Source organism: Roseivivax isoporae LMG 25204 (genome assembly GCF_000521865.1).
Lineage (GTDB): Bacteria > Pseudomonadota > Alphaproteobacteria > Rhodobacterales > Rhodobacteraceae > Roseivivax > Roseivivax isoporae.
Window position 1 is genome coordinate 182,291 of sequence record NZ_JAME01000003.1, and the last position, 26,352, is coordinate 208,642.

Below are 26,352 nucleotides of genomic sequence, written 5' to 3' on the forward strand. Positions count from 1 at the left end.
GCGCAAGGGCCCGGCGTTCAGGGCAGCGTGGCGATGATGCCGCGCAGGACGTCGATGCCGTCGCCCGTCTCGGAGGAGGTCAGCACGATCTCGGGAAACGCGGCCGGATGGGGCCCGAGCGCCCCGCGCACCTGGTCGAGAACGCGGTCGAGGTCGCGCGCCTTGACCTTGTCGGCCTTGGTCAGCACCGCCTGGAAGGTCACCGCGCTGCGGTCGAGCAGCGTCAGGATCTCCTCGTCCACCTTCTTGACCCCGTGGCGCGCGTCGATCAGCACGAAGGCCCGGCGCAGGCCGGCGCGGCCAGACAGGTAGCGCTTGAGCAGGCGCTGCCAGCGCTCGACCACGGCCACCGGCGCGTTCGCGAAACCGTAGCCCGGCAGGTCGACGAGGTAGTGCGTCTCGCCCAGCGTGAAGTAGTTGATCTCCTGCGTGCGGCCGGGCGTGTTCGATGCCCGCGCAAGCCCGCGCCGGCCGGTCAGCGCGTTGATCAGCGACGATTTTCCCACGTTCGACCGCCCGGCAAAGCAGACCTCGACGCGGTCGTCCGCGGGCAGCCCCTCCATGGCAACGACGCCCTTGAGGAAATCGGCGCCGGGCGCGAACAGCCGGTGCGCGGCGGCGGCGGCCTCTGCCTCGGGGGCGGGGGCAAGGGGGAAGGGCAGGGAGGTCACAGGAGCCGCACCGTGTCGCCGGTGGTCACGCGGCCGCCGCGCACCACTTCGGCCATGACCGAGAAATCCGTGTGGCCCCAGCTGCCGAGGGTCGCCAGCATGTCCGTGTCGCGTTGCCCGGTGTCGGGATTGGCCTCGGTCGCGCGGCAGCGCCCGGTGCGCTCGCGCACCTTGAACACCGCGCCGCCCACCTGCACCTCGCGGCCGATCCAGTCGAATTCCTCCCACGGGGCGAGACCGTCCAGCCACACATTGCCGCGCCAGCGGTGGATCGACAGCGGGCGGCCAATCCGCTGCTCGACCGCGCGGTGCGACGACATGTTGCAGAGCGTGAGTGACGCAAAGTCGCTGTCGGTCATGCCGCGCGCCTGCGCGCGCACGATCCGCGCGGGCTGCCACGTGCTGTCCCCGTGCAGCGGGCGGACCCAGTCGAGGAAGGCGGCGCCGTCACGGTCGGGCGAAAGCGTGATGTCGGGCCGGTCGGGGTGCGACAGCGTGACCGTCTCCGCCGCCTCGTCGAGCCGGACCGAGATCGCCATCAGCGCCGGGACGTTGGCGCCTCGGGTGAAGTTGCGGCAGGGCAGCCATTCGGAGCCGTCCGCGTCCGAGCGCTGGTGCGCCACGGCCCAGACCCGGTCCCACGGCATCGTGCGGCCGGCGGTCAGGTCGACCGCCTCCACCGCCTCGCGGCCGTGCGCCTTGATCGGAAAGCGCCAGAGCCCGGTGACCCGTGCGCTCATTTCCTTCCCGACTTGGTACCGGCGTCCTTGGCCTCGCGCGGGCCGCGCGAGAAGCTCGACTTGATGTTGCCGAACACGTCCGGCTTGTAGCCCTGGCTCCGCATGATCGAGTACTGCTGGATGAACGTGATCGTGTTGTTCGCGATCCAGTAGACCACCAGGCCACTGGCGAAGCCGCCCAGCATGAACATGAACACCCACGGCATCCAGGCGAAGATCATCGCCTGCGTCGGGTCGGGCGGCGCCGGGTTCAGTTTCTGCTGCAGCCACATCGAGATGCCGAGCAGCAGCGGCAGGATGCCGATGAAGATCAGCGCCACGATCGACCCCGGTTCCGGCGCGGCCCAGGGCAGGAGCCCGAAGAGGTTGAAGAACGACGTCGGGTCGGGCGCGGACAGGTCCTGGAACGGTCCGAAGAACGGCGCGTGCCGCAGCTCGAGCGTGACGAAGATCACCTTGTAGAGCGAGAAGAAGATCGGGATCTGCAGCAGGATCGGCAGGCAGCCCGAGGCCGGGTTCACCTTTTCCTTCTTGTAGAGCTCCATCATCTCCTGCTGGAGCTTCTGGCGGTCGTCGCCGGCACGCTCCTTGATCTTCTCCATCTCGGGCTGGAGTTCCTTCATCTTCGCCATCGAGACGTAGGACTTGTAGGCCAGCGGGAAGAGGATCGCCTTGATGATCAGGGTGAGGCCGATGATCGACCAGCCCATGTTGCCGATCAGCTTGTTCAGCTCGTGCAGGCCGACGAAGATCGGCTTGGTCAGGAAGAAGAACCAGCCCCAGTCGATCGAGTCGACGAAGCGGTCGATCTCGGGCGCGTTCGGGTCGCGCTCGACGCCGATCATGCGCGAGATCCATCCCGGCTGGTTCTGGTAGTCGCGGATCGCCTCCCATTCCTTGGCGCCGGCGAAGAGGCGCGTGGTCACCTCGGCGCTCTGGCCGGCGGCGACGGACATGGTCGGCAGGACCTGCTCGGTCTGGTAGATGTCGCGGCGCTCGTCGTACTTGGCGACCGCCTTGAAGCCCTGGCCCTGCGGCGGGATCATCGTCGACATCCAGTAATGGTCGGTGAAGCCGATCCAGCCGTCCTCGGCCACCTGGAAGACCTCGGCACGGGCGCCCTCGGCGGCATTCTGGTCGAGCTCGGTAAGGTTGTCCCACGAGGTCTCGGTCAGCTCGCCATCGGACATGACGATGGCGCCTTCGTGCAGGATGAAGAAGTTCTTGGCGTTCACGGGTTCGCCGTGGCGCGCGAGGATTCCGTAGGGCGCGAGCGCGGCCGTGGCCTCGGTCGGGTTCTCGATGCGCTGGGTGACGGTGAACATGTAGTTGTCGTCGACCGCGATGGTGCGGTCGAAGATCAGCCCGTTCGGGCTTTCCCAGCGCAGCGTGACCGGGGCGCCGGGCGCCAGCGTCCCGCCGTCCGCCACCGTCCACTCGGTGTTGGGCCCGGGCACGTCCTCGGGCGCGACGCCCTGGCCGGGGGCCCAGCCGTAGAGCGCGTAATAGGCGTCCTGGCCGCCGACCGGGTTGAACAGGTGGACGATCTCGGAATCGTCCTCGATCGTCTCGGTGTAGTCCTTGAGCTGCAGGTCGTCGATGCGACCGCCGAGCAGCGAGATGGAGCCCGCGAGCCGCGGGGTGTCGATCTCGACGCGCGGCACGTCGGCGCCCGCGCTCTGCGGCTCGGTCTCGTTGCTGTCGGTGGTGGCGGCGTCGGGCGCGGCGCTCGGCGTGACGGCGGTGCCGTCGGCCGATTGCGTGTCCGACACGGTCGTGCCCTCGTCGGTGATCTCCGGCTCGGGGGGCGGGAACAGCAGGAACCACACGAGGATCACGAGGAAGCTGAGCGCCGTCGCAATGATGAGGTTCTTGTTCTGATTGTCCATAAGGTGTGGATCCCCGTCCTGGGCTGGGTCTGCGGCGGTTCAACAGACCGCGTGGGCCGAGGTCAAGGGGAATCGCGGTCACATCCGGGCAAGGTGACCGCCCGTCGCGGGACCGTTCGCGGCGCTCAGCGGGCCTTGCGCCGCGTGCCCGGCAGGGGATCGAGCGTGCCCAGCGTCGCCGCGTGGCGGCGGGCCCAGTCGGCGAACTGCGTCGCGGGCATGGGCCGCGCGATTCCGAAGCCCTGCACGTGGTCGCAGCCCAGCTGAGCGAGGAGCGCATGTTCGCCCGCGCTCTCGACCCCCTCGGCGAGCGTGGCGATCCCCAGCTGGTCGGCGAGGCTCAGGAGCGCGCAGACCATGCGCCGCTGCGCGGGGTCGCGGTCGATCCGGGCGACGAAGCTGCGGTCGATCTTGATGCGGTCCGCGGGCAGGCGCTGCAGCGACAGGATCGACTGGTTGCCGGTCCCGAAATCGTCGAGGTCGATGCCGCACCCGAGCGCCTTGAGCTGCGCCGCGACACGCGCGACCTCGCATTCGCCGGAGACGGCGAGCACGGTCTCGAGCACCTCGACCACCAGCCGCTTGCCGTCGAGCCCGTAGCGGTCGAGGTCCCATTTCAGCTTTTCCGGAAAGGTCGGGTCGCGCAGTTCCCGCGCCGAGAGGTTGATGCCCACCCGCGGAATGTCGAGGCCCTGCGCGTCCCAGTCCCGCAGCGCGGCGAGGGCGGCCCGGCGGATGACGTCCCCGAGCCGCGGCATGTGGCCGCCACGTTCCGCCGCGTCGAGGAACTGCGCGGGCGAGATCACGCCGTAATCGGGATGCACCCAGCGCGCCAACGCCTCCACCCCGCTGATGCGGCCGGTCGAGGTGCAGATCTGCGGCTGGAACCAGGGCTGAATCTCGCCGTTCTCGAGCGCCTGCGGCAGGCCCGAGCGCACCGCGTCGCGCATGGCCTGCGACACGCACAGGCCGGAGGACCAGACGCGGATGGCGGAGCGGCCCTGGCGCGACGCCTCTGACAGTGCCGACAGCGCAGCGTCGAGCAGCGACTCGCCGCTCGCGCCGGGGCCGAGCCGGTCGGAGCCGCAGATGCCGAGCGATGCGGTCAGGTAGCGCTTGCCGCGATCGAGGCGCAGCGGCTCCTCCAGCGCGGCCTGGAGCCGGCAGCCGAGATCGGTCAGCGATTCCGTGTCGAGGCGGGCGCCCGGGGCGAGAAGGGCGAGAAAGCGCTGGTCGCCCACGGCGAACACCGCGTCCTCCGCCCGCAGCGCGCCGCGCAGCCGGGCAAGGCAGGTGTCGCGCGCCTGCGACGCGGCGCGTTCGCCGTCCTCCGCCCCGATGGCGGCGATGCCCTCCACGTCCATCGCCACGCAGCCGGTGGCGAGGCAGGCGGCGTCCGCGTCGCGCAGCAGGCGGCCCGCCAGGGCCTCCGCCCGCGGGATGTCGAGCCGGTCGACCCGCACGGGCAGGGCCGCGACCGCCGGCGGCCGCGTCGCCGTCGCCGTCGCCAGGATGACCGCCGTGCAGAGCGATGCGGCGAGCAGGAGCGGCTCGCCGCCGATCCACCAGGCGCCCAGCACCGCGGCGGCCACGACGGCCACCGCCCAAGGACCGCCGGCGAGCCGGCGCAGTGCCGTACCGGCGCGCGCGCCGGTCGTTCCGGATTTCCGGATCATGCCAAGCCCCCCAGCCGCTATGATCGGGGCCGACCCTACGTGCGAGCCCTGAGGCAAGCGTTAACGCTCGTACGGATTCCCGATCGCATTCGACGGACCGTCGGGCGTGGGCCGACGCACGCGCCCCCTTCCCGCGCGGGCGGCTTTGCTTTACTGCCGCGGCCATGCTCGATGACCTTGACGACATCCATCCCCTGTTCCACGGCGCGCCCCGCACGACGGAGTTCCGCAAGCTGCGCAAGCGCATCGTGCGGCAGGTGCGCGAGGCCGTGGACCAGTACGGGATGGCGCAGGCGCGCGACGCGCGCTGGCTCGTCTGCCTGTCGGGCGGCAAGGACAGCTACACCCTGCTCGCGGCCCTCATGGAGCTGAAGTGGCGCGGCCTCCTGCCGGTCGACATCCTGGCCTGCAACCTCGACCAGGGACAGCCGGGCTTTCCGGCGACGGTGCTGCCCGAATTCCTGCAGAAGATGGGCGTGCCGCACCGCATCGAGTACCAGGACACCTATTCGATCGTCGTCGACAAGATCCCGCAGGGGCGGACCTTCTGCGCGCTCTGCTCGCGCCTGCGCCGCGGCCATCTCTACCGCATCGCGCGCGAGGAGGGATGCAGCGCCGTGGTGCTGGGCCACCACCGCGACGACATCCTCGAGACGTTCTTCATGAACCTCTTCCATGGCGGGCGGCTCGCGACGATGCCGCCCAAGCTGGTGAACGAGGAGGGCGACCTCTTCGTCTTCCGCCCGCTGGCGCACGTGGCCGAGGAGGATTGCGACCGCTTCGCCCGGGCGATGAACTACCCGATCATTCCCTGCGACCTCTGCGGCAGCCAGGAAGGCCTGCAGCGCCAGCAGGTCAAGCAGATCCTCGACGGCTGGGAGAAGAACAGCCCCGGCCGGCGGCAGGTGATGTTCCGCGCGCTGATGAATGCGCGCCCGTCGCACCTGCTCGATCCCGGGCTCTGGGACTTCGCGGGCCTCGCGCTGAAATCCGGCCCCGCGCCGGACGAGGCGGGGCCGGATCTCTAGACAGGCGAAACGCCCTCCCCGCGCCGGCCGGCACGGGGAAGGCCCGCCTCACCGCAGGGGAAATGGCGGCAAGGGCGGCCTGCGCGCGATCCGCGCCTCGGGCGGCAGCCCCACATCGCGCCGCAGGTACGGCGTCAGCGTGTCGGCATCGACGAGGGGCGGCGGGCGCTTCGCGCGGTGGCGCAGCAGCGCGCGAAGGAGTGCGAAGCCCACCTTGCGGATGCCGTGCCGCGCGATGATGTCCTCGAGCGTGTCCTCGGTGCGGGGCGCAAAAACGGGTCTTATGACGTCGGCCATCTGATTTCCCGGACGGTCTCCGGGCCTCTGGTGAAGGTTGGGTGGAATGACCCCGTCGCGCCTTGTGCCGACGACGCCCCACGGCACATCCGCGGCCGCGTCACCGTTGCGGTTCAGGGTCTGAGGTCAGGAAGGATCGCGGCCGGCAGACGCATCGGCGGCGATCGGTCGTCGGGCGCGGATTATCGGAGGCCGATGCCGCGCGGCGACGCGTGGAACGCTGCGGAAAGGTATCGATCTGTCATGTGTCGACCCCTCCATCGTGTCTGCGGGTTCCACTGCGCGCCCGCATACCCCGGGTGCGTCAAAATGCCTAACATTATTTGTGCGAGGGCGGGTTTTCCCTACCCGCATCCGCGGGATGTTGCCCATCCGCCGGCGGCACGGGATCGATCCCGCTGCCGCCCCAGGGATGGCAGCGACCGATGCGGCGGAGGGTGAGCCACAGGCCGCGAGCCGCGCCGTGACGCTCCAGCGCCTCGAGCGCGTAGGCGGAACAGGTGGGGTGGTAGCGGCAGTGGAACCCCACGAAGGGCGACAGGACCAGCCGGTAGGCCCGCACCGGCAGGGCCACGAGGCGGGCGAGGGGGGTCATCCCCGGGCGTGCAGGCGGCGCACCGCGTGCGCGAGATCGTCCTTGAGCGCCTCGAACGGGCGCGCGGCCGTGGCCTCTCGCCGGCCGATCAGCACGTAATCCCAGCCCGGCCGGGCGAGGGCGGGCAGAACGAGGCGCGCCGCCTCGCGCAGCCGCCGCTTGGCGCGGTTGCGCGCGACGGCATTGCCGACCTTCTTGGAACAGGTGAAACCCACGCGCACCGACGAATCGCCGTCGCCGCGCGGCCTGGCCTGCACGAGCATCGCGCTCGTGCCGTGCTTGTCGGCACGGGCGGCCGCGAGGAAATCCGACCGACGGCGCAGCATCGCCAGCCGCACGGGCGTTCCGGGTGCGCACGACGATGCCGCCCGTGGGCCGGCATCCGTCTGGGCCGGCGCCTCGGGCGGCGTCATGCGGGTCGCGGTCGCGATGGGGCTCAGGCGCTCAGGCGCTTGCGGCCGCGGGCGCGACGGGCGTTCAGGACCTTGCGACCGCCTTTGGTCGCCATGCGCGCGCGGAAGCCGTGGCGGGCCTTACGCACGTAGTTCGAGGGCTGGTAGGTGCGCTTCGACATCTCGTTCTCTCTCCGTCCGTGTCGGGTCCGGCGCGTCCCGACGCGTCGCGTCAGGCATCGGCCTTGCCCCGGTCGCCCGCGGGCGGACATGCCGGGGCGGAATCTCTCATGAGGTCCGCGCTATAGGGAAGCATCGTCCGCATGTCAAACGCCGCCTGCGCGAACGGGCGCACCGGCGGGTCGCTGCAACAATCCGGCCGCCGCGCCGATCGCGATGTTACAGAATCCGGCGCCGCGGGGCCGGCGCGGCCCCTGCGCGTCACCCGGCATCAAGGCCCCGTGAGGCGGCTGTTGGCGCGGGACCTGAAGGCGCATGTTGGGCGGGTCGCCAACCCGGCTCCCGCCAGCGCGGACCGGCCCAGCCCGCAGAGAGCGCCATGCACATGCCAGACACCGACCGCGATCGCCGGTCCGCCCCGGGATACCTCCGCCACCTGCCGCTCCTCGCGATCCTCGCGGTGGCGGCGATCGGCTTCTTCACGCTGCGAGACCAGCTGACCTTCGAGACGCTGCGCGAGAACCGCGACGCGCTGCTGGCCTTCCGTGATTCGAACTATCTCGGCCTCGCCGCGGCGTTCCTCGGCATCTACGTCGCCATGGTGGCGTTCTCGCTGCCCGGCGCGTCGGTGGCCTCCGTCACCGGCGGCTTCCTCTTCGGGCTCTGGACGGGCACCGCCTTCAACGTGGTGGCGGCAACCCTAGGGGCCATCGCGATCTTCCTCGCGGCGCGGGCCGGGCTCGGCCGCACGCTCGCCGCCCGCATCGACGCCTCCGAAGGCGTCGTGCGCACGCTGAAGCGGCGCCTGCACGAGAACGAGGTGCCGGTCCTCTTCCTGATCCGGCTCATCCCGGTGGTCCCGTTCTTCGTGGCGAACCTGGTGCCGGCGCTCGTCGGCGTGAAGTTCCGCAATTTCGCCCTGACCACCGCCCTGGGTATCATTCCGGGGGCGTTCGTGTTCACCTCCATAGGGGTCGGCGTCGGCGAGGTCTTCGATCGGGGCGGCACGCCGGACCTGTCACTCCTGTGGGAGCCGCAGGTGATCGGTCCGATCCTCGGGCTCGCGGCGCTCGCCGCGCTGCCCCTCGTCGTCAAGGCCGTGCGCGGCCGCAAGGAGCTCTGAGCGATGCAGCGGATCAGGACGGACCTTCTCGTCATCGGCGCGGGATCGGGCGGGCTGTCGGTCGCCGCGGGCGCGGCGCAGATGGGCGCGGACGTGGTGCTGCTCGAGCGTCACAAGATGGGCGGCGATTGCCTCAACTACGGCTGCGTGCCATCGAAGGCGCTGATCCAGACCGCGCGTGTCGCCCATGCCATGCGCGGCGCCGCGCAATACGGCATCGCCGCCGTCGCGCCGCAGGTCGATTATGCCGCCGCCAAGGATCACGTCGCGGGCGTGATCGCCGAGATCGCGCCCATCGACAGCCAGGAACGGTTCGAGGGCCTGGGCGTGCGCGTGCTCCGCGAGAGCGGCCGCTTCGTGTCGCCGACCGAGGTCGCGGCGGGCGACCACCGCATCACCGCGCGGCGCGTGGTGCTGGCGACCGGGTCCTCGCCGCTGGTGCCGCCCATCGAGGGCCTCGACGAGGTGCCCTACCTGACCAACGAATCGCTCTGGGACCTGCGCGAGCTGCCCGGGCACCTGATCGTCATCGGCGGCGGGCCCATCGGCATGGAGATGGCGCAGGCGCATCGGCGGCTCGGGTCCGAGGTGACGGTGATCGAGGGTGCGAAGGCGCTCGGCAAGGACGACCCCGAACTGGCGCAGATCGCGCTCGAGGCCGTGCGCGGCGAGGGCGTCGAGATCATCGAGGGGGCGCAGGCCACCCGCGTCGGCGGCTCGGCCGGTGCCGTCACGGTCGAGACGTCGGACGGCCGCACCGTGGCGGGCACGCACCTTCTCGTCGCGGTGGGGCGCCGCGCCAACACCGCCGACCTCGATCTGGAGGCGGCCGGGATCGAGACCACCCGCACCGGCATCAAGGTGGACGCGGGCCTGCGGACCACGAACCGCCGGGTCTACGCCATCGGCGACGTCGCGGGCGGGCTGCAATTCACGCACGTGGCGAACTATCACGCCGGCCTCGTGGTGCGCTCTGCGCTCTTCGGCCTGCCGGCCCGGGCGTCGACCCGCATCCTGCCATGGGTCACCTACATCGAGCCCGAACTCGCGCATGTGGGCCTGACCGAGGCGCAGGCGAAGAAGGAGCTGGGCATGGGGGTCGAGGTGGCGCGCTTCGACTATGCCCACAACGACCGCGCACAGGCCGAGCGCCACACGCGCGGCATGATCAAGGTCGTGATCCATCGCGGCCGTCCGGTCGGCGCGTCCATCGTCGGCCACCAGGCGGGCGAGCACATCAACTTCTGGGCCTACGCGCTGGCGAGCAAGGCCAGGATGCGGGACGTCTCCAGCATGGTTTCGCCCTATCCAACCTACGGAGAACTTAACAAAAGGGTAGCCGGCGCCTATTTCTCTCCGAAACTGTTCGAAAGTTCGGCGGTCAAGCGTGTGGTGGGACTGATCCAGCGCTGGCTGCCCTGAAAGGCGCATACCGGCCCTCATGGTCAATTCGCTCTCCGGCCGATTCCTGATCCTCACCACGATCTTCGTGATGCTGGCCGAGGTCCTGATCTTCGTTCCCTCGGTCTCGCGGTTCCGCGAGAGCTTTCTCTTGGCGCGGCTCGAGCGGGCGCAGATCGCCTCGCTCGCGGCGCTGGCCACCGACGACCTCATCGACCCCGCGCTCGAGGAGGAGCTGCTGCTGAACGCGGGCGTCTACAACGTGGTGCTGCGCCGTGACGAGGCGCGCCAGCTGATGCTGTCCTCGCCGATCCCGGGCGAGATCGTCGCGACCTACGATCTGCGCGACGCCTCTGCGCTGACGCTCATCCGGGACGCGCTGCGCCGGCTCGTGGTGTCCGAATCCGAGCTGGTGCGCGTCATCGGCAGCCCGTCGCGCGATGCCGGGCTGCAGATCGAGGTCACCATGCAGACCGACGACCTGCGGCGCGCCATGATCGATTACGGCCTGCGGATCCTCGCGCTCTCGGCGGTCATCTCGGTGCTGACCGCGTGCCTCCTGTTCTTCGCGGTGCGCCGGCTGCTGGTGAAGCCGATCAAGGGCGTGGTGGCCCACATCCAGAGCTATGCCTCGGCGCCCGAGGACGCGCGGCGCATCATCCAGCCCTCCGCCGGCGTGCGCGAGCTGCGCGAGGCCGAGGAGGCGCTGAAATCGCTGCAGACCCAGCTGACCCAGGCCCTGCGCCAGAAGGAGCGGCTCGCGCAGCTCGGCGGCGCGGTGGCGCGCGTCAGCCACGACCTGCGCAACATCCTCACCTCGGCGCAGCTCTTCACCGACCGGATCGAGACATCGCAGGACCCGATCGTCACGCGCATGGCGCCGAAGCTCGTGAACTCCATCACCCGCGCGGTGTCGCTGTGCGAATCGACGCTGGCCTTCGGCCGGGCCGAGGAACCCGCGCCGGTCCTCACCCATCTCAACCTCGCCGAACTCGTCGAGGACGTGCTCGAGGCCGAGCGGCTCGCCATCGGCGACGCGCCGGTGTCGCTGTCGGCGGACATTCCCGGCCAGATGATGGTCCGCGCGGATCCCGAGCAGCTGTTCCGGGTGATCTCGAACCTCGTGCGCAACGCGCGGCAGGCGATCGTGGGCACGGGGGCCGCCGGCGAGATCTCGGTCTCCGCGCGCTCGGACGACGAGGCCTGGGTGATCGAGGTCGCCGATAGCGGGCCCGGCCTGCCGCTCAAGGCGCGCGAGCACCTCTTCCAGCCGTTCCAGGGGGGCGCGCGCAAGGGCGGCTCGGGGCTCGGGCTCGCCATAGTGCTCGAGCTCGTGCGCGGCCACGGCGGCACCCTCGACCTCGCGCGCTCCGGCCCCGAGGGCACCGCCTTCGTGATCCGCCTCCCCATGGGCACGCTCGCCTGACCGCCGTTTTTTCGCGAAGCCCCCTTGCATCCCCCCGGCACGCCCGATACATCGCCCCGCACGGACCGATAGCTCAGCTGGATAGAGTACCTGACTACGAATCAGGGGGTCGGGGGTTCGAATCCTCCTCGGTCCGCCACCTACCCCCCCCCCGTGGCGCGATGACAGGCCGGACGCTCAGGCGGTTCCGGAACCATGGCGCAGTGGGAGGATAAATGCCCTCCGCAGACATCCGCCGGCCCCATGGTCTCGCCCGCCAGGGCAATCCTTTTGTCCGCCCGTCCGATGGACCGTGCAACCGTCCCAGCGGGGGCCATCGATACCCCTTGCGGCGGTCCGAACGGACGTCTATGACCGGGTGAACTCTGGCGAGTTGGCGGAGTGGTTACGCAGCGGATTGCAAATCCGTGCACACCGGTTCGATTCCGGTACTCGCCTCCATCCTTCCCCTCCCGATCTGAAACGGCGCCGGCAGAGACCGCTTGGCGCGCGACTGCGCGCGCGCGGCGTCCGGCCGCGTGGGGACTGCAAACGCGCCGCCCGGGATGGGGCGGCGCGCGAGGGGCAGGGGGCGGGACGCTGCCCGCGGGCCCGGATCAGAACGGGCTGTCGGGGAAGTAGAACTGTTCGGCGTTCTCGGGCGTGATCATCTGGCTGCCGATGATGAAGCGGCCGGAGACCGGGGTCGCCGAGACGAGGCCGAGCGCGGTCAGCTCGATCGCGGTGGCGATCTGCGCGGGCGGGTAGGTCACGTTGACCGGCAGCATCGGGTCGCCCTCCATGATGCGGGCGATGATCTCCTTCATGCCGGCGCCGCCCACGACCCACATCTCCTCGTTGCGGCCGGCCTGGTCGATGGCCTCGAGCACGCCCACCGCCATGTCGTCGTCGGAGGCCCAGACCGCGTCGATGTCGTCGTACTTGGACAGGAAATCCTGCATTACGTTGAACGCGTCGTCGCGGTTCCAGTTGCCGTGCTGCATGTCGAGCACGTTGATGCCCGATCCCTCGATCGCCTCCTCGAAGGCCGCCACGCGCTCGTTGTCGAGCGTGGTCGGGATGCCGCGCAGCACCACGATGTTGTCGCCCTCCTCCAGGGTCTCGGCGAAGTACTCGCCCGCGACGCGCCCGAAGCCCGGGTTGTCGCCGGCCACGTAGAGGTCCTCGATCCCCGGAACCGACAGGCCGCGATCGACGACCGTGACCCAGACGCCCTGTTCCTTGACCGCCTGGACCGGCGAGGTCAGCGGCTCGGATTCGAAGGGCAGCACGACGAGCGCGTCGATGTTGCGGGTCGCGACCATGTCCTCGATGTCGTTCACCATCTTGCCGGCATCGCCGGCGGTGGCGAGCACGAAGTCGAGCTGCGGATAGGTCGCCTCGAGCCGCTCGATCGAGGCCTGGGCGTGGTAGTTCAGGCCGCCCATGAAGCCGTGCGTGGCCGAGGGGATGGCGACGCCGATGGTGTAGCTCTCGTCCTGCGCGAGCGCGGGCGTGGCGGCGAGCGCGAGGCCGAAGGCGGCCCCGGCGAAAAGGTCTCTGCGGTTCATGTGGTTTCCTCCCTTGCTTGCCGATCAGTCGGCGGACTTGCCTTCCCGTTGCAGCACAACGGCCACGATGACGATGACGCCCTGGATCGCGCCGTTGAGATACGGCGAGACGATCGAGGCGAGGTTCAGGATGTTGTCGATGAGGCTCAGGATGAGCACGCCGATCACGGTGCCCCAGACCCGGCCGAAGCCGCCCTTGAGCACGGTGCCGCCGATGATCACCGCGGCGATGGCCTCGAGCTCCCACAGGACGCCGGTCGATCCGGAGGCCGAGCCGAGGCGCGGGACGTACATGATCGTGGCGAGCCCCACGAGCGCGCCGAGCAGCGCGTAGGTCGTCATGCGCACGCGGTCGACGCGCACCGCCGAGTAGCGTGCGACCTGCTCGTTCGCGCCGAGTGCGGCGCAGTGCCGGCCGAACGGCGCCTTGCGCATGGCGAACTCGCCGAGGATGGCCACGAGCGCGAAGACGATGATGGGCCAGGCGACCCCGAAGAGCCCGTCGTAGTAGACCGGCCGGTAGAATGTGCGCGCCGCGAAGTCGAGCGACAGCGTGCCGCCGTCCGCGAGCCACGTGGTCAGCGAGCGGTAGATGCCCATGGAGCCGAGCGTGACGATGAAGGGCTCGATGCCGACCTTGGCCACGAGAAAGCCGTTGAGCGACCCGGCGAGCAGCCCCGTCACCAGCGCGACGGCCATGCCCGCGAGCACGAGCGGCACGCCGATCCCGAGCGAGGGGATGAGCGCGTTCATCGCGAGGATCATGACACCCGCCACGAAGGCGGCCATGGACCCCACGGACAGGTCGATGCCGCCCGCGGTGATGACGAAGGTCATGCCGACGGCGATGATCCCGATGAAGGCCGAGCGCGCGAGCACGTTCGTGACGTTGCCGTAGCCCAGGAAGTTCGAGTTGAGCGAGGCCCCGAGCACGATCAGCGCGACCAGCGCGAGCAGCGGCCCGATGACGTGGAAGGACAGGCGGCGGCGCGGCTTCGCCTGCGCCTCCGTGGCGGTCGTGTCGGTCATGCGACCTCTCCCGATCTTTCGCCCACGCCCATGGCGCGGCGCAATATGGCCTCCTCGGTGATCTCGGGCCCGGTCAGTTCGCCGGCGATGTGCCCGCGTCCCATGACCACCACCCGGGCCGACAGCCCGATGACCTCGGGCAGCTCGGAGGAGACGACGATCACGCTCTTGCCCTGCTTGGCGAGCGTGGCGATGAAGCCGTAGATCTGCTGCTTGGTGCCGATGTCGATGCCGCGCGTCGGCTCGTCGATGATGACGATCTGCGGCTCGGCCAGCATGGTCTTGGCCAGGAGCAGCTTCTGCTGGTTGCCGCCCGACAGGCTGCCCGCCACCATCTCGCGGTCGTTCACGCGGATGTCGAAATCGGCGATGGCCTGCGTCAGCGCACGGTCCTCGGCGTCGGCGTCGATGCTGAGGCGGCCGAAGCGGTCGAGCGCCAGCAGCGTCAGGTTGTCGGTCAGCGACTTGCCGAGGAGGAGGCCCTTCTCCTTGCGGTCCTCGGTCAGGTAGACGAGTCCGGCCTCGCGCGCCGCGCGGATCGAGCCGGGTCGCAGCGCCGCGCCGTTGACGCGGACGGTGCCCGTCGACGGGCGCAGGCCAACGACCGCCTCCATGAGCTCGGTCCGGCCGGCGCCGACCAGCCCCGCGAAGCCCAGCACCTCGCCGCGGCGCAGGCGGAACGAGGCGCCCCGCACGTGGCCCGGCACGGCCAGGTTCTCGACCTCGAGCACCACCTCCTCGCCCGGTACGGGCTTCGGCGGAAAGAGGTCCGACAGCTCTCGCCCGACCATCGCCTCGGCCATCGCGTGCTCCGAGAACCCGGTCGCGGGCCGCGTCGTGATGTGCGTGCCGTCGCGCAGGACCGTCACCCGGTCGGCGATGCGCGCGATCTCGTCGAGCTTGTGGCTCGTGTAAAGGATCGCGGTGCCCTGGGCCTTCAGCCGCTCGATCTGGCGCAGCAGGATGTCGGTCTCGCGCCCGGTCAGGACGGCGGTCGGCTCGTCCATGATGAGGACGCGCGCGTTGCGCCCGAGCGCGCGGGCGACCTCGACCATCTGGCGGTTCGGCACCGACAGGTCGCGCACGCGCGTCGCGGGATCGACCGGGCAGTTCAGCCGGTCGAGCAGGGCGCGCGCCTCGCGCCGCATGGCCCGGATGTCGAGCAGGAGGCCGCGCCGCTTCTCGCGCCCGAGAAAGATGTTCTCCTCGACGGTGAGCTGCAGGGCGAGGTTGAACTCCTGGTGGATCATCAGGATGCCGGCAGCCTCGGCGTCGCGCTGGTCGGCGAAGCGCACGGGCGCGCCGTCGACCAGGAGCTCTCCGCGCGTCGGCGCGAGGTAGCCCCCGAGGATCTTCATCATCGTGGACTTGCCGGCGCCGTTCTCGCCGATCAGCGCATGCACCTCGCCCGGGCGAAGCGAGAAGTCGACGCCGTGCAGGACCTCGATCGGGCCGAAGCTTCGGGTGATCCCGCGCGCGTCGAGGACGGGTGTCACAGCGACACCCAGGCCGCGTTGCGCGCCGACGACCGCACGCAGGCATCGACGAAGGTCACGCCCTCGAGGCCGTCGGCCAGGGTGGGGAACACGACGCCGTCCGGCACCGGGTCGCCGCTGCGCGCCGCGCGGATGGCATGCGCGGCCTCGCCGTAGATGTTGGCGAAGGCCTCGAGGAAGCCCTCGGGATGGCCCGGCGGGATGCGGGTCAGCCGCTGCGAGGCCGGATCGGTGGCGCCCGAGGCGCGCGTGACGATCTGCGCCGGCCCGCCGAGCGGCGTGACGACCAGCCGGTTCGGGTCCTCCTGCCGCCAGTCGAGCCCGGCCTTCGTGCCATAGACGCGCAGCGCGAGACCGTTCTCGGCGCCGGCCGCGACCTGGCTGCACCAGAGCATGCCGCGCGCGCCGCCCTCGAAGCGCAGGAGCACGTGCGCGTTGTCGTCGAGCCGGCGGCCCGGCACAAAGCTCTGCAGGTCCGCGGCAAGCTCGGTCGGGACCAGCCCGGTCACGAAGCGCGCGAGGTTCAGCGCGTGGGTGCCGATGTCACCCGTGGCGCCGCCCGCGCCGCTGCGCGCCGGGTCGGTGCGCCAGTCGGCCTGCTTGTTGTCGGGGGCGGGCGCTTCGGCCAGCCAGTCCTGCGCGTATTCCACCTGCACGAGCCGGATGTCGCCGAGGTCGCCGCGCGCCACCCGGGCACGCGCCTCGCGCACCATCGGGTAGCCCGTGTAGTTGTGCGTCAGGATGAAGAGCGCGTCGGACTTCTCCGCCGCGGCCCTGAGCTTCTTCGCGTCGGCGAGCGTGCCGGTCAGCGGCTTGTCGCAGATCACGTGGATGCCGCGCTTCAGGAATTCCCGCGCGACGGGCAGGTGCATGTGGTTCGGCGTGACGATGGCCACCGCCTCGATCCCGTCCTTGAGCCGCGCCTCGCGCTTGGCCATCTCGGTGAAGTCCGCGTAGGTGCGGTCCGCGGGCAGACCGATCTCGGCCGCCGAGGCGCGCGCACGCTCGGGGCTCGAGGACAAAGCGCCCGCGACGAGGTCGAACGCGCCGTCGAGCCGCCCCGCGATGCGGTGGACCGCGCCGATCAGCGCGCCCTGGCCGCCGCCCACCATGCCGAGCCGGATGGGGCCCGTGCGCTCCGCGAACCGGCTCATCGGTCGAGCCCCAGCATGCGGCGGTTGGCGGCGTCGTCGGTGCCGCCGGCCGCGAAATCGTCGAAGGCGTGCGGGGTCACGCGGATGATGTGGTCGCGGACGAAGGCCGCGCCCTCGCGCGCGCCGTCCTCGGGATGCTTGAGCGCGCATTCCCACTCGACGACCGCCCAGCCGTCGAAGTCCATCGCGGCGAGCTTCGAGAAGATCGCGCCGAAATCCACCTGTCCGTCCCCGGGCGACCGGAAGCGGCCCGCGCGGTTCACCCAGGACTGGAAGCCGCCGTAGACGCCCTGCCGCCCGTCGGGGCGGAACTCCGCGTCCTTCACGTGGAAGGCGCCGATGCGCTCGGCGTAGATGTCGAGATTTGCGAGGTAGTCGAGGCACTGCAGGACGTAGTGGCTCGGGTCGTAGAGCATCATCGCCCGCGGATGCCGGTCGACCCGGTCGAGGAACATCTCGAAGCTCGCCCCGTCGTGCAGGTCCTCGCCCGGATGGATCTCGTAGCAGAGGTCGACGCCGTTCTCGTCCGCGAGGTCCAGCAGCGGCCGCCAGCGTGCGGCGAGCGTGTCGAAGGCCGCGTCGACGAGGCCCGCGGGCCGCTGCGGCCAGGGATAGACATAGGGCCAGGCCAGCGCGCCCGAGAAGGTGGGCAGCGCGGTCAGCCCGAGATTGGCCGAGGCACGGATCGCCTTTTCCACCTGGTCGACGGCCCAGGCCTGCCGGGCCGCGGGGTTGCCGCGGACCGAGGGGTCGGCAAAGCCGTCGAAGGCCTCGTCATAGGCGGGGTGGACCGCGACCAGCTGTCCCTGCAGGTGGGTCGAGAGCTCGGTCACCGCGACGCCCGCCTCGGCGGCCTGTCCGGCCCAGTCCTCGCAGTAGCCGCGGCTTTCGGCGGCACGGTCGAGGTCGATCATCCGGCGGTCCCAGCTCGGGACCTGCACGCCCTCGTAGCCGCAGTCGGCCGCCCATTTGGTGATGGCGGGCCAGCTGTCGAAAGGTGCCTCGTCCCCGGCGAACTGCGCCAGGAAGAGCGCGGGGCCCTTGATGGTCTTCACGGCCGATCCTCCCTGCCGCCACGAAAGGCGGTCATCTTGTTCTGTAATCGTTTGCAGGGAAGCGTGGCAAAAGCTGAAATCGTTTACAAGAACTATTTTCCGGGCCATATACCGGTTGGTCAGCAGGGGTGCGCATGGACCGGAAAGTCGCCACTATTCAGGACGTTGCGCGCATCGCGGGCGTGTCGACCGCCACCGTCAGCCGCACGTTGTCGAAACCCTCGGTGGTCGCGCGCTCGACGCGCGAGGCGGTGCTCGACGCGATCGAGACCACGGGGTACCGCATCAACGCGACGGCCTCGAACCTGCGCCGTCAGCGGACCGGCACGGTCATCGTTCTGCTGCCGGACATCGCCAACCCGTTCTTCTCGCAGATCCTCGCGGGGCTCGCCTCGGTGCTGACACCGGCGCAGTACGGCATGCTCATCGCCGACACGCAGTCCGGCCCCGATCCCGACGAGCAGCTCGCGCATTACCTGACCTCCGGGCAGGCGGACGGCGTGATCCTGCTCGACGGCACGCTGTCGCCGCGGGCGCTCGACATCCCGGGCCGCCCGCCGGTGGTCATGGCCTGCGAATGGATGGACACCACGACCCCGTCCGTCCGGGTCGAGAACGCGCGCGGCGCGGCGCTCGCGGTCGGGCATCTCGCGCGGCTCGGGCACCGCCACATCGGGCACGTCACCGGGCCGACCGGCAACGTTCTGTCCGAGACGCGGCTCGAGGGGTTCCGCGACGCGCTGTCGGCGCTCGGGCTGCCGCTGCGGGACGAGTGGGTGATCGAGGGCGATTTCAGCATGGATTCGGGTGCAGCCGCCGCGCGGGCCTGGCTCGCGCTCGACAGTCGGCCGACAGGGCTCTTCCTCTCCTCCGACCAGATGGCGGTGGGCTTCATGGGCGAATTGCAGCGCCGCGGGCTCACGGTGCCGTCGGACGTGTCCGTCGTGGGCTTCGACAACATCGAGATCGCGCGCCATCTGAGCCCCGGGCTGACCACCGTGCGCCAGCCGCGCACCCGGATCGGGGTCCGCGCAGCAGAGATGCTCCTGTCGCTCATCGACACCGGACTTCTCGAGGGGCCGACCGAGATGATCGAGGTCGAGTTCATGGCGCGGGAAAGCTCCGCCGCGCCGCCGCGCTGACCCGCTCGGGGGCCGCCTCGCGCAACCCGTTGGACTTGCAATGCTTCGCGATCCGCTGGCAATCTGTTGCCGGGGCACGGGCAGGAATCTGCCCGGAATCTCGGGGCCTCGGGCGGGCGATCTTTGAACTTCGGCCGCGCGTGGCCTTTCCTGCGCCCGATCGCCCACGGGGATCTTCGTTTCGAGGGAGGAAATCATGAAGCGTTTCACGGCCGCGCTCGGCGGCACCGTTCTTGCGTCCGCCATGGCCTTTGCGGCGACCGGCGCACAGGCCCAGAACTTCGTCAACGTGCTGACCGGCGGGACGTCCGGCGTCTACTACCCGCTGGGCGTCGGCCTGTCGAACATCTACGGCGAGAACATCGACCAGGTGCGCACGCAGGTGCAGTCCACCAAGGCATCGGTCGAGAACCTGAACCTGCTGCAGGACGGCCGCGGCGAGATCGCCTTCGCGCTCGGCGACAGCGTGGCGGCGGCGTGGGAAGGCGACGCCGACGCGGGCTTCCCCGAGCCGCTCGACAAGCTGCGCGGGATCGCGGCGATCTACCCCAACTACATCCAGCTCGTGGCGCTCGAGGACAGCGGCGCGACCACGCTCGCCGACCTCTCCGGCATGGGCGTGTCGGTCGGCGCGCCGGCCTCGGGGACCGAACTCAATGCGCGCGCCATCCTCGGCGCGGCAGGCATGTCCTATGACGACCTCGGCAAGACCGAGTACCTGCCGTTCGCGGAATCGGTCGAGCTGATGAAGAACCGCCAGCTCGACGCCACGCTGCAATCGGCGGGCCTCGGCGTCGCGTCGATCCGCGACCTGTCCACCTCCGTGCCGATCACCGTGCTCGAGATTCCGGCCGAGATCGCCGAGACGCTTGGCGCGCCCTACCAGGCGGCCACCATCCCCGCCGGCACCTATGACGGGCAGGACGCCGACGTGCCGACCGTCGCCATCTCGAACTACCTCGTCACCCATTCGGACGTGACCGAGGAGATGGCCTACCAGATGACCAAGCTGCTCTTCGAGAACATCGAGACGCTGACCTCGTCGCACCAGGCAGCGGCGCAGATCGCCCTCGAGAACGCGCTCGACGGCATGCCGGTGCCGCTGCACCCGGGTGCCGAGCGGTACTACCGCGAACAGGGCCTCGTCGAGTGATCCTCGGCTGAACCCGGCGCACCGCGCGGGCCTGCCCCGCGCGGTGCCGTCCTCCACACGTTCCCGGAGACCCACATGACCGACGCAGCCGCCCCGCCGGAGCCGGCGGAGACCCACGGCGTGAGCTTTCCCGAGAGCCGCGTGGGGATCGTCCTCTTCTGGATCGCGGTGATCTTCTCGCTGTTCCAGATCGCCACCGCCGCGCACCTCGTCGACATGCCGAGCCAGATCGTCCGGGCGCTGCATGTGGGCTTCCTGATGGTGCTGACCTTCCCGCTCATCGCCTATGCGCGCGGGGCAGGGGCCGCCATGCGCTCCCTCGCCTGGGCCCTCGCCGCCGTGGGCGTCGCGGTCGCCGCCTACCAATGGGTCGAGTACCGCGACCTGATCCTGCGGGCGGGCCGTCCCACCGGCGCGGACATCGCGGTGGGCGTCATGGCGCTGGCGACCGTGTTCGCCGCGGGCTACGCCATCATGGGGATCGCGCTGCCGATCATCTCGGGCCTGTTCCTGGCATACTGCCTCTTCGGGGAATACCTGCCGTTCCCGCTCAATCACCGCGGCTACGCGTTCGAGCAGGTGATCGACCACATGGCCTTCGGCACCGAGGGCATCTACGGCATCCCGATCTACGTCTCCTCGACCTACATCTTCCTCTTCATCCTGTTCGGCTCGTTCCTCGAGCGCGCGGGCATGATCCAGCTCTTCACCGATGTCTCCATGGGCCTCTTCGGCCATCGGCAGGGCGGGGCCGCCAAGGTGTCGGTGGTCTCCTCGGGCCTCATGGGCACGATCTCGGGCTCGGGGGTGGCGAACGTGGTCACCACCGGGCAGTTCACCATCCCGCTGATGAAGCGCTTCGGCTACCGCGCGGCCTTTGCGGGGGGCGTCGAGTCGACCGCGTCCATGGGCGGGCAGATCATGCCGCCGGTCATGGGGGCCGTCGCCTTCATCATGGCCGAGACGCTCGACGTGCCGTATGTCGAGGTGGTCAAGGCGGCCATCGTGCCGGCGCTCCTCTACTTCGCCTCGGCGTTCTGGATCGTGCACCTCGAGGCCGGCAAGCACGCGCTGCGCGGACTGCCCCGGTCCGAGCTGCCCTCGCCGCTCCGGGCGATCCGCGAGCGCTGGATGCTGCTCGTGCCGCTCGCCGTGCTCGTCTACCTTCTGTTCGGAGGCTACACGCCGCTCTTCGCGGGCACGGTGGGGCTCGGGCTCACGGTCCTGCTGATCCTCGGCGGCTCGATCGTCCTGGGCCTGCCGTCGACGATCCTGCGCACGGTGTTCTGGATCGGGCTCGGTCTCGTGACGGCCGCCTTCCTGCAATACGGCACCAACGTCCTCTTCGCGGCGATCGCGGTGCTGCTCCTGTGGTGCGCGGCCAGCCGCGGCGGACGCGGGACGCTGGGCCTCATCCGCGACAGCCTCGCCGAGGGCGCGCGCACCGCGCTGCCGGTGGGCGTCGCCTGCGCGCTCGTGGGCGTCATCATCGGCACCATGACCCTGACCGGCGCAGCCAACACCTTTGGCCAGTTCATCGTGTCGATCGGGCAGCAGAGCCTGTTCCTGTCGCTCGTCCTGACCATGGTGACCTGCATCTTCCTCGGCATGGGGATTCCGACGATCCCCAACTACATCATCACCTCGTCCATCGCGGGACCCGCGCTGCTCGATCTCGGCGTGCCGCTCATCGTCAGCCACATGTTCGTCTTCTACTTCGGCATCCTTGCGGACCTGACCCCGCCGGTGGCGCTCGCCTGCTTCGCCGCCGCGCCCATCGCCAAGGCGAACGGGCTGCGAATCTCGTTCGAGGCGATCAAGGTGGCGGCCGCGGGCTTCGTCATTCCGTTCATGGCCGTCTACACGCCCGTCCTGATGCTGCAGCCGGGCGGCCCGCTCGCCGACGCGATCGGGTTCTGGCCGGCAGTGGCCTACGTGATCGCCAAGACGGCCCTGTCGATCGCCCTCTGGGGCATCGCGGTGATCGGCTGGCTCGGCCGCCCTCTCGGCTGGCCGGTCCGCGCGCTCGCCATGGTCGCGGCGTTCACGCTCGTGGCGTCCCTGCCCGTCACCGACGAGATCGGCTTTGCGCTGGCCGCCCTGACCGGCGGGCTGATCTGGGTCGGCAGCCGCCGCGCCGCCCGGGCATGACCGCCTGCCTCCTGGCCGGCGCGGCGATGCTCGTGCTCGCCGCGCCGGAGGTCACGCTGTCCTGGACCCACTCGGTCGAACGCGTGACCTGGGTCGAGACCTGGCAGGTCGAGGAGGACGCACTGCGCCTCACGCGAGTTGCGGTAAGGGGCTCGGGCGCGGGGATGGAACCCGGCCCCGACGCGGTGCTCGAGGACGGCTGGTGGGTCTCGCCCGGCGGCACGCGCGTGCCCGAACTGGTGCTCGCAGCCTCGGGCGCGACGGGGGCGGGCTGGCGGCTCTGCGCGGACGGGACGCGCCGGGACCTCGGCGCCGAGGCCGGCGCGCCGGTGCGGCTCGCCCCCTGTTCCGCGCCGTCCCGCCCCGTGGCAAGATAGCGCCATGACCTCGCTCAGCCGCCGGGCCGTCTGGCCGTCCCTCGTGTTCTGCGCCGCGCTCGCCGCCGCGGCGGCCGGGCTCGTCGCGTGGCACGTGGCGACCGCGGCGCTGGGCGAACGGCTCGACCGCTCGCTGCTCCTGACCTCCCGCACCATCGAGGCAGAGATCGCGCGCTTCCGCTACCTGCCGGCGCTCGCCCTCGAGGACCCGCGCATCGTCGCGGCGGTGCGCGCCCCCGGGGACGCCGCGCGCACCGCCACCGCCAGCCGGGCGCTGGCCGTCGCGGCGCGGGAATCGGGCGCGGACGAGCTGTTCCTGCTCGACGCCGGCGGCACCACGCTGGCCTCGAGCAACTGGCAGGATCCGGGGAGCTTCGTCGGGCAGAACTACGCGTTCCGCCCGTACTTCAAGGACGCGGTGGCGCGCGGGGCAGGGCGGTTCTACGGCGTGGGCGTCACGACCGGGCAGCCCGGCTACTTCGTGTCCTCCCGCGCCGAGATCGCGGGCCGCACCGCCGTCATGGTGGTCAAGATCGACCTGCGCCCCCTGCAGGCGACGTGGAGCGACGCCGGCGGCACCCTCGCCGTGGCCGAAAGGTTCGGGGTGGTGATCCTGTCGGGCGACCCCGGCCTCCTTTACCGGCCGCTCGTGCCCTTCGACGCGGACCGGCTTGCCGCCATGGCCGCAACCCGCGCCTTCGCGACGGTGCCGGTCGCGGACCGCCCGGCCGTCCTCGACGCCGCGGACCAGGACCGGCTCGAGACGCCGGAGGGGCCGCAGCTCCTGCGCCGGCAGGTTCTTCCCGCCGAGGACTGGCTGCTCGTCGGGCTCGCCCCCACCGCGCCGGCCCTGCGGGCCGCGTGGCTCAGCGCCGGCGCCGCGCTCCTGATCGCGCTGGCGGCAGGAGCGCTGGTCCAGACCTCCCTGCAGCGCCGCCGCCTGGTCGACCTGCGGCTCCGGCAGGGCGCGCTGCTCGAACGGCGCGTGGCCGACCGCACCGCCGCGCTCGCCCGCGAGATCGAGGAGCGCCGCCGCGCCGAGGCCGACCTGCGCGAGGCGCAGGACGCCCTCGTGCATTCCGAGAAGATGGCGGCGCTCGGGCGCATGTCGGCGGCCATCGCGCACGAGATCAGCCAGCCGCTCGCCGCGATGGAGGCGACGCTCGCCGCGGTCCTGCTGTCGGGCAAGATATCGGACCCCTACGCCACCTCGCGGGTCGAGAAGGCGCGGAGCCACATCCGCCGCATCCTGCGCACGATCCGGCACCTCAAGAGCTTTTCCCGCAAGGAGCCGGGCGCGCGCGCGCCGGTTCCGGTCGATGCCGCGATCCGCGGCGCGCTCGAGCTCGTGGCGCCGCGCGCCGCGGACGCAGGTGCCCGCATCGCCTTTTGCCCCGACGGCGCCTCGCCGGTGATCCTCGCCGGGCAGGTGCGGCTCGAACAGGTGCTGGTGAACCTCCTGACGAACGCGCTCGACGCGGTGGCCGGGGGCGCGGACGCGCAGGTCGCGGTGTCGCGGCACCGCTGCGGCGACACGGTCGAGATCGCGGTCGCAGACAACGGGCCCGGCATCCCCGCCTCGCTCCTGTCGCGGGTGATCGAGCCCTTCTTCAGCACCAAGGAGACCGGCGAGAGCCTGGGCCTCGGTCTCTCGATCTCGCGCATGATCGTCGAGGAGTTCGGCGGCCGGTTCGAACTGTCCGAGGCGCCGGGCGGCGGCACCCGCGCGGTCCTGACCTTCGCCGCGCATGCCGAGGACCGGATGGCGGCGGAATGAGCGGCGCGCGCATCTTCGTGGTGGACGACGATCCCGACCATCTCGACGGGCTCTGCGACCTGATCTCGGCGGTCGGCCACGCGACGCAGGCCTTCGCCGACGCGCGCGCCGCGCGCGACGCGGCGGTGGCGGCACCGCCCGACCTCGTGCTGACCGACCTCAGGATGCCCGGCCTCGACGGCATCGGGCTGCTCGACGCGCTCGCCGAGGCGGGCATCGACGTGCCCGTGGTCCTTCTGACCGGTCACGGCGACGTGGGCCACGCGGTGCGCGCCATGCGCCGCGGCGCCGAGGATTTCCTCGAAAAGCCCTATGACGCCGAGCACCTGATGTCCGTCATCGCCCGCGCGCTCAAGACCGGCCGCCTCAAGGCCGAGGTCGCGCGCCTGCAGTCTAGGCTCGAGGCGCAGGGCGACTTCATCGGCGACAGCCGCCTGATGGCGGCGCTGCGCCGGACCCTGGCCGAGATCGCCCCGCTCGACATCGACGTGGTGCTGACGGGCGAGACCGGCACCGGCAAGGAACTGGCCGCGCGCCTCCTGCACCGCCGCAGCCCGCGTGGCGACGGCCCCTTCGTGGTGGTGAACTGCGCCACGCTGCCCGAGGCGGGCGCCGAGCGGGTGCTCTTCGGCGACGGCGGCGCGGCGCGCCCAGGGCTCGTCGCCGCAGCGGATGGCGGCACGCTCTTCCTCGACCAGATCGACACCCTGCCGCTCGCGCTCCAGCCGAAACTCCTGAGGGTCCTGCAGACACGCCTCCTCGAGGCGGAGGACGGCCCGCGGAGCCTCGACTTCCGCGTGGTGGCCTCGACCGCGGAGCCCCTGCGCGCGGCGATCCGCACCGGCAGCTTCCGCGAGGACCTCTACTACCGCATCGCCGGCTTCGAGGTGACGCTGCCCGCCCTGCGCGAGGTCCCCGCGGACATCCCCCAGCTCTTCGACCATTTCGTGGCCGCCGCGGCCGCCCGCCACGGACGCGACGCGCCGCCGGTGACCTTCCGCGACCGCAAGGCGCTGCAGGCCCACCACTGGCCGGGCAATGCCCACGAGCTGCGCATCGTCGCGAACCGGCACGTGCTGGGGCTCGCCGCGCCGGCCGCGCGTCCGGACGCGGACGGCCTCGTCCGCGCCGCCGGCGCCGGCCAGAGCCTGCGCGATCTCGTGGCCGCCTTCGAGGCGCAGGAGATCGCCCGCGTCCTCGACCAGTGCAACGGCAACACCGAGGCCGCCGCGCGCGCACTCGGCCTGCCGCGCCGGACGCTCAACGACAAGATCGCGAGATCGCCCCTCCTCGCCCCGCGAAAACCCTGAACCCCGCCCGCGGGCCCGTTCCATCTTTCCGCCTTGCATTCCGGTACCCTGCTCAGCTAAACGCGGCGGCGGAGAGGTGGCCGAGTGGTCGAAGGCGCACGCCTGGAAAGTGTGTAGGCGGGAAACCGTCTCGAGGGTTCGAATCCCTTCCTCTCCGCCACTTGCCCTCGCGAAAGCGTTCTGCCCATCCGGCTGCGGCCGGATTTTTCCGTTGTTTTCGAGGGTTATGCGGGAAGGGCTGAGCACTGGCCTTGGCCCCGGGAGGCCCGGAAGCGGTCTCTCAGGGCCGATATTCTCTGGACCTAATGACTGTGCCGATTTGGTGAATAGATTGTAACCAACGGAAAATGCGTTGTTTTTCTGGACCGCAACTGAAACACTTCGCTGCCAGTCTCGTTCGGGAGACGGAACAGAGATCGAACCCTCGCCAGGTCACTTCATCCTCATACTCATTCCTACGCTCTCCATTTTAGCAGGGGGAGGATCTCACTGAGTCGATAGAATTCTTTCTATTTCAGCCTCCCAACTTGGTGCAGGATTGTAGGACGACACCTCATCTGGAAAGTGCATCGTGAACGCTAGCCCTTCCGGCTGCACAAAGGTGCGCGATAGAAGTTCGCGATCAAGAATACGCATCGCTGGGTCGTCCACGCGGTAAAGACGCGGTGGGAAGCCGTGCGCGTAGCGGACTCCGTAGACACCCCAACCCTGCATTTCCTCTGACCTGCTCCCTTTGGAGT

General features: G+C 70.6%; 24 protein-coding genes and 3 tRNA genes. 13 read left to right on the forward strand and 14 right to left on the reverse strand.

Annotated features, from left to right (window positions below):
* Nucleotides 1–17 precede the first annotated feature (17 nt).
* The 4 genes from yihA to RISW2_RS03030 all read right to left on the reverse strand — a co-directional run bounded on the left by yihA (nucleotide 18) and on the right by RISW2_RS03030 (nucleotide 4,976).
* A complete protein-coding gene (yihA, locus tag RISW2_RS03015) occupies nucleotides 18–671 on the reverse strand; it encodes a ribosome biogenesis GTP-binding protein YihA/YsxC (RefSeq protein WP_043766394.1) in 654 nt (217 codons plus the stop codon).
* Nucleotides 668–1,411, reverse strand: a complete 744-nt coding sequence (locus RISW2_RS03020; RefSeq protein ID WP_043766396.1) for an MOSC domain-containing protein — start codon at nucleotides 1,409–1,411, stop codon at nucleotides 668–670. The genes yihA and RISW2_RS03020 overlap by 4 nt, the downstream gene beginning before the upstream one ends.
* On the reverse strand, nucleotides 1,408–3,300 hold the full coding sequence (gene yidC / locus RISW2_RS03025) for a membrane protein insertase YidC (protein ID WP_043766398.1): 1,893 nt from the start codon (nucleotides 3,298–3,300) through the stop codon (nucleotides 1,408–1,410). Before yidC ends, RISW2_RS03020 begins: the two co-directional genes overlap by 4 nt.
* A 125-nt stretch (nucleotides 3,301–3,425) precedes the next feature.
* Complete coding sequence (locus RISW2_RS03030) at nucleotides 3,426–4,976, reverse strand: putative bifunctional diguanylate cyclase/phosphodiesterase (RefSeq protein WP_043766401.1); 1,551 nt, start codon at nucleotides 4,974–4,976, stop codon at nucleotides 3,426–3,428.
* Nucleotides 4,977–5,140: 164 nt separating this feature from the next.
* On the opposite strand from RISW2_RS03030, the gene ttcA reads away from it, so the two are divergent.
* Nucleotides 5,141–6,004, forward strand: coding sequence for a tRNA 2-thiocytidine(32) synthetase TtcA (ttcA, locus tag RISW2_RS03035; protein WP_043766405.1), 864 nt, complete (start codon nucleotides 5,141–5,143; stop codon nucleotides 6,002–6,004).
* A gap of 48 nt (nucleotides 6,005–6,052) precedes the next feature.
* Here ttcA and RISW2_RS03040 read toward each other — a convergent pair whose 3' ends face one another.
* The 4 genes from RISW2_RS03040 to rpmH all read right to left on the reverse strand — a co-directional run bounded on the left by RISW2_RS03040 (nucleotide 6,053) and on the right by rpmH (nucleotide 7,470).
* A complete protein-coding gene (locus RISW2_RS03040; RefSeq protein ID WP_043766408.1) occupies nucleotides 6,053–6,301 on the reverse strand; it encodes a hypothetical protein in 249 nt (82 codons plus the stop codon).
* 319 nt (nucleotides 6,302–6,620) lie between these two features.
* Nucleotides 6,621–6,896 carry a membrane protein insertion efficiency factor YidD gene (gene yidD, locus RISW2_RS23865; protein WP_084615224.1) on the reverse strand — a complete coding sequence of 92 codons (276 nt, stop codon included), beginning with the start codon at nucleotides 6,894–6,896 and terminating at the stop codon, nucleotides 6,621–6,623.
* Complete coding sequence (gene rnpA / locus RISW2_RS03045) at nucleotides 6,893–7,309, reverse strand: ribonuclease P protein component (protein ID WP_084615225.1); 417 nt, start codon at nucleotides 7,307–7,309, stop codon at nucleotides 6,893–6,895. The genes yidD and rnpA overlap by 4 nt, the downstream gene beginning before the upstream one ends.
* A 23-nt stretch (nucleotides 7,310–7,332) precedes the next feature.
* The gene (gene rpmH / locus RISW2_RS03050; protein WP_043766411.1) at nucleotides 7,333–7,470 is read right to left on the reverse strand and encodes a 50S ribosomal protein L34; all 138 of its coding nucleotides are present in this window, start codon (nucleotides 7,468–7,470) and stop codon (nucleotides 7,333–7,335) included.
* Between the two features lie 383 nt (nucleotides 7,471–7,853).
* Between rpmH and RISW2_RS03055 the strand changes: the two genes are divergently transcribed.
* The 5 genes from RISW2_RS03055 (at nucleotide 7,854) to RISW2_RS03075 (ending at nucleotide 11,859) form a co-directional block, all read left to right on the forward strand.
* Complete coding sequence (locus RISW2_RS03055; protein ID WP_043766515.1) at nucleotides 7,854–8,591, forward strand: TVP38/TMEM64 family protein; 738 nt, start codon at nucleotides 7,854–7,856, stop codon at nucleotides 8,589–8,591.
* Nucleotides 8,592–8,594: 3 nt separating this feature from the next.
* Nucleotides 8,595–10,013, forward strand: coding sequence for a dihydrolipoyl dehydrogenase family protein (locus RISW2_RS03060; protein WP_043766414.1), 1,419 nt, complete (start codon nucleotides 8,595–8,597; stop codon nucleotides 10,011–10,013).
* Nucleotides 10,014–10,032: 19 nt separating this feature from the next.
* On the forward strand, nucleotides 10,033–11,418 hold the full coding sequence (locus RISW2_RS03065; protein WP_043766417.1) for a sensor histidine kinase: 1,386 nt from the start codon (nucleotides 10,033–10,035) through the stop codon (nucleotides 11,416–11,418).
* Nucleotides 11,419–11,480: 62 nt separating this feature from the next.
* A tRNA-Arg gene (locus RISW2_RS03070) sits at nucleotides 11,481–11,557 on the forward strand.
* Nucleotides 11,558–11,785: 228 nt separating this feature from the next.
* Nucleotides 11,786–11,859, forward strand: a tRNA-Cys gene (locus tag RISW2_RS03075).
* Nucleotides 11,860–12,014: 155 nt separating this feature from the next.
* Here the strand turns inward: RISW2_RS03075 and RISW2_RS03080 are convergent.
* Genes RISW2_RS03080 through RISW2_RS03100 form a run of 5 tightly spaced genes read right to left on the reverse strand, consistent with a single transcriptional unit; the run spans nucleotide 12,015 to nucleotide 17,702 of the window.
* The gene (locus RISW2_RS03080; RefSeq protein WP_043766420.1) at nucleotides 12,015–12,968 is read right to left on the reverse strand and encodes an ABC transporter substrate-binding protein; all 954 of its coding nucleotides are present in this window, start codon (nucleotides 12,966–12,968) and stop codon (nucleotides 12,015–12,017) included.
* 24 nt (nucleotides 12,969–12,992) lie between these two features.
* Nucleotides 12,993–13,997, reverse strand: a complete 1,005-nt coding sequence (locus RISW2_RS03085) for an ABC transporter permease (RefSeq protein WP_043766423.1) — start codon at nucleotides 13,995–13,997, stop codon at nucleotides 12,993–12,995.
* Nucleotides 13,994–15,493: a sugar ABC transporter ATP-binding protein gene (locus RISW2_RS03090; protein WP_043766427.1), complete on the reverse strand. Its 1,500-nt coding sequence runs from the start codon at nucleotides 15,491–15,493 to the stop codon at nucleotides 13,994–13,996. Before RISW2_RS03090 ends, RISW2_RS03085 begins: the two co-directional genes overlap by 4 nt.
* Nucleotides 15,490–16,647 carry a Gfo/Idh/MocA family protein gene (locus RISW2_RS03095; protein WP_043766430.1) on the reverse strand — a complete coding sequence of 386 codons (1,158 nt, stop codon included), beginning with the start codon at nucleotides 16,645–16,647 and terminating at the stop codon, nucleotides 15,490–15,492. Before RISW2_RS03095 ends, RISW2_RS03090 begins: the two co-directional genes overlap by 4 nt.
* Entirely contained in the window at nucleotides 16,644–17,702 is a 1,059-nt protein-coding gene (locus tag RISW2_RS03100; protein ID WP_043766433.1) for a sugar phosphate isomerase/epimerase family protein, read from the reverse strand. The genes RISW2_RS03095 and RISW2_RS03100 overlap by 4 nt, the downstream gene beginning before the upstream one ends.
* 134 nt (nucleotides 17,703–17,836) lie before the next feature.
* On the opposite strand from RISW2_RS03100, the gene RISW2_RS03105 reads away from it, so the two are divergent.
* The 7 genes from RISW2_RS03105 to RISW2_RS03135 all read left to right on the forward strand — a co-directional run bounded on the left by RISW2_RS03105 (nucleotide 17,837) and on the right by RISW2_RS03135 (nucleotide 25,772).
* A complete protein-coding gene (locus RISW2_RS03105) occupies nucleotides 17,837–18,844 on the forward strand; it encodes a LacI family DNA-binding transcriptional regulator (protein ID WP_043766435.1) in 1,008 nt (335 codons plus the stop codon).
* Nucleotides 18,845–19,040: 196 nt separating this feature from the next.
* Complete coding sequence (locus tag RISW2_RS03110) at nucleotides 19,041–19,997, forward strand: TAXI family TRAP transporter solute-binding subunit (RefSeq protein WP_043766438.1); 957 nt, start codon at nucleotides 19,041–19,043, stop codon at nucleotides 19,995–19,997.
* A gap of 75 nt (nucleotides 19,998–20,072) precedes the next feature.
* Nucleotides 20,073–22,148 (forward strand): TRAP transporter permease, encoded by a 2,076-nt coding sequence (locus tag RISW2_RS03115; protein WP_043766441.1) that lies wholly within the window; start codon nucleotides 20,073–20,075, stop codon nucleotides 22,146–22,148.
* A complete protein-coding gene (locus tag RISW2_RS03120) occupies nucleotides 22,145–22,525 on the forward strand; it encodes a DUF1850 domain-containing protein (protein ID WP_043766445.1) in 381 nt (126 codons plus the stop codon). The genes RISW2_RS03115 and RISW2_RS03120 overlap by 4 nt, the downstream gene beginning before the upstream one ends.
* Before the next feature lie 4 nt (nucleotides 22,526–22,529).
* Nucleotides 22,530–24,302: a sensor histidine kinase gene (locus RISW2_RS03125; RefSeq protein WP_043766448.1), complete on the forward strand. Its 1,773-nt coding sequence runs from the start codon at nucleotides 22,530–22,532 to the stop codon at nucleotides 24,300–24,302.
* A complete protein-coding gene (locus tag RISW2_RS03130) occupies nucleotides 24,299–25,612 on the forward strand; it encodes a sigma-54-dependent transcriptional regulator (protein WP_043766452.1) in 1,314 nt (437 codons plus the stop codon). Before RISW2_RS03125 ends, RISW2_RS03130 begins: the two co-directional genes overlap by 4 nt.
* A 70-nt stretch (nucleotides 25,613–25,682) precedes the next feature.
* Nucleotides 25,683–25,772: transfer RNA gene (locus RISW2_RS03135), tRNA-Ser, on the forward strand.
* Nucleotides 25,773–26,098: 326 nt separating this feature from the next.
* On the opposite strand, the gene RISW2_RS25435 is transcribed toward RISW2_RS03135, so the two are convergent.
* The coding region (locus RISW2_RS25435; protein ID WP_211238655.1) for a hypothetical protein at nucleotides 26,099–26,352 on the reverse strand (254 nt) is incomplete at its 5' end.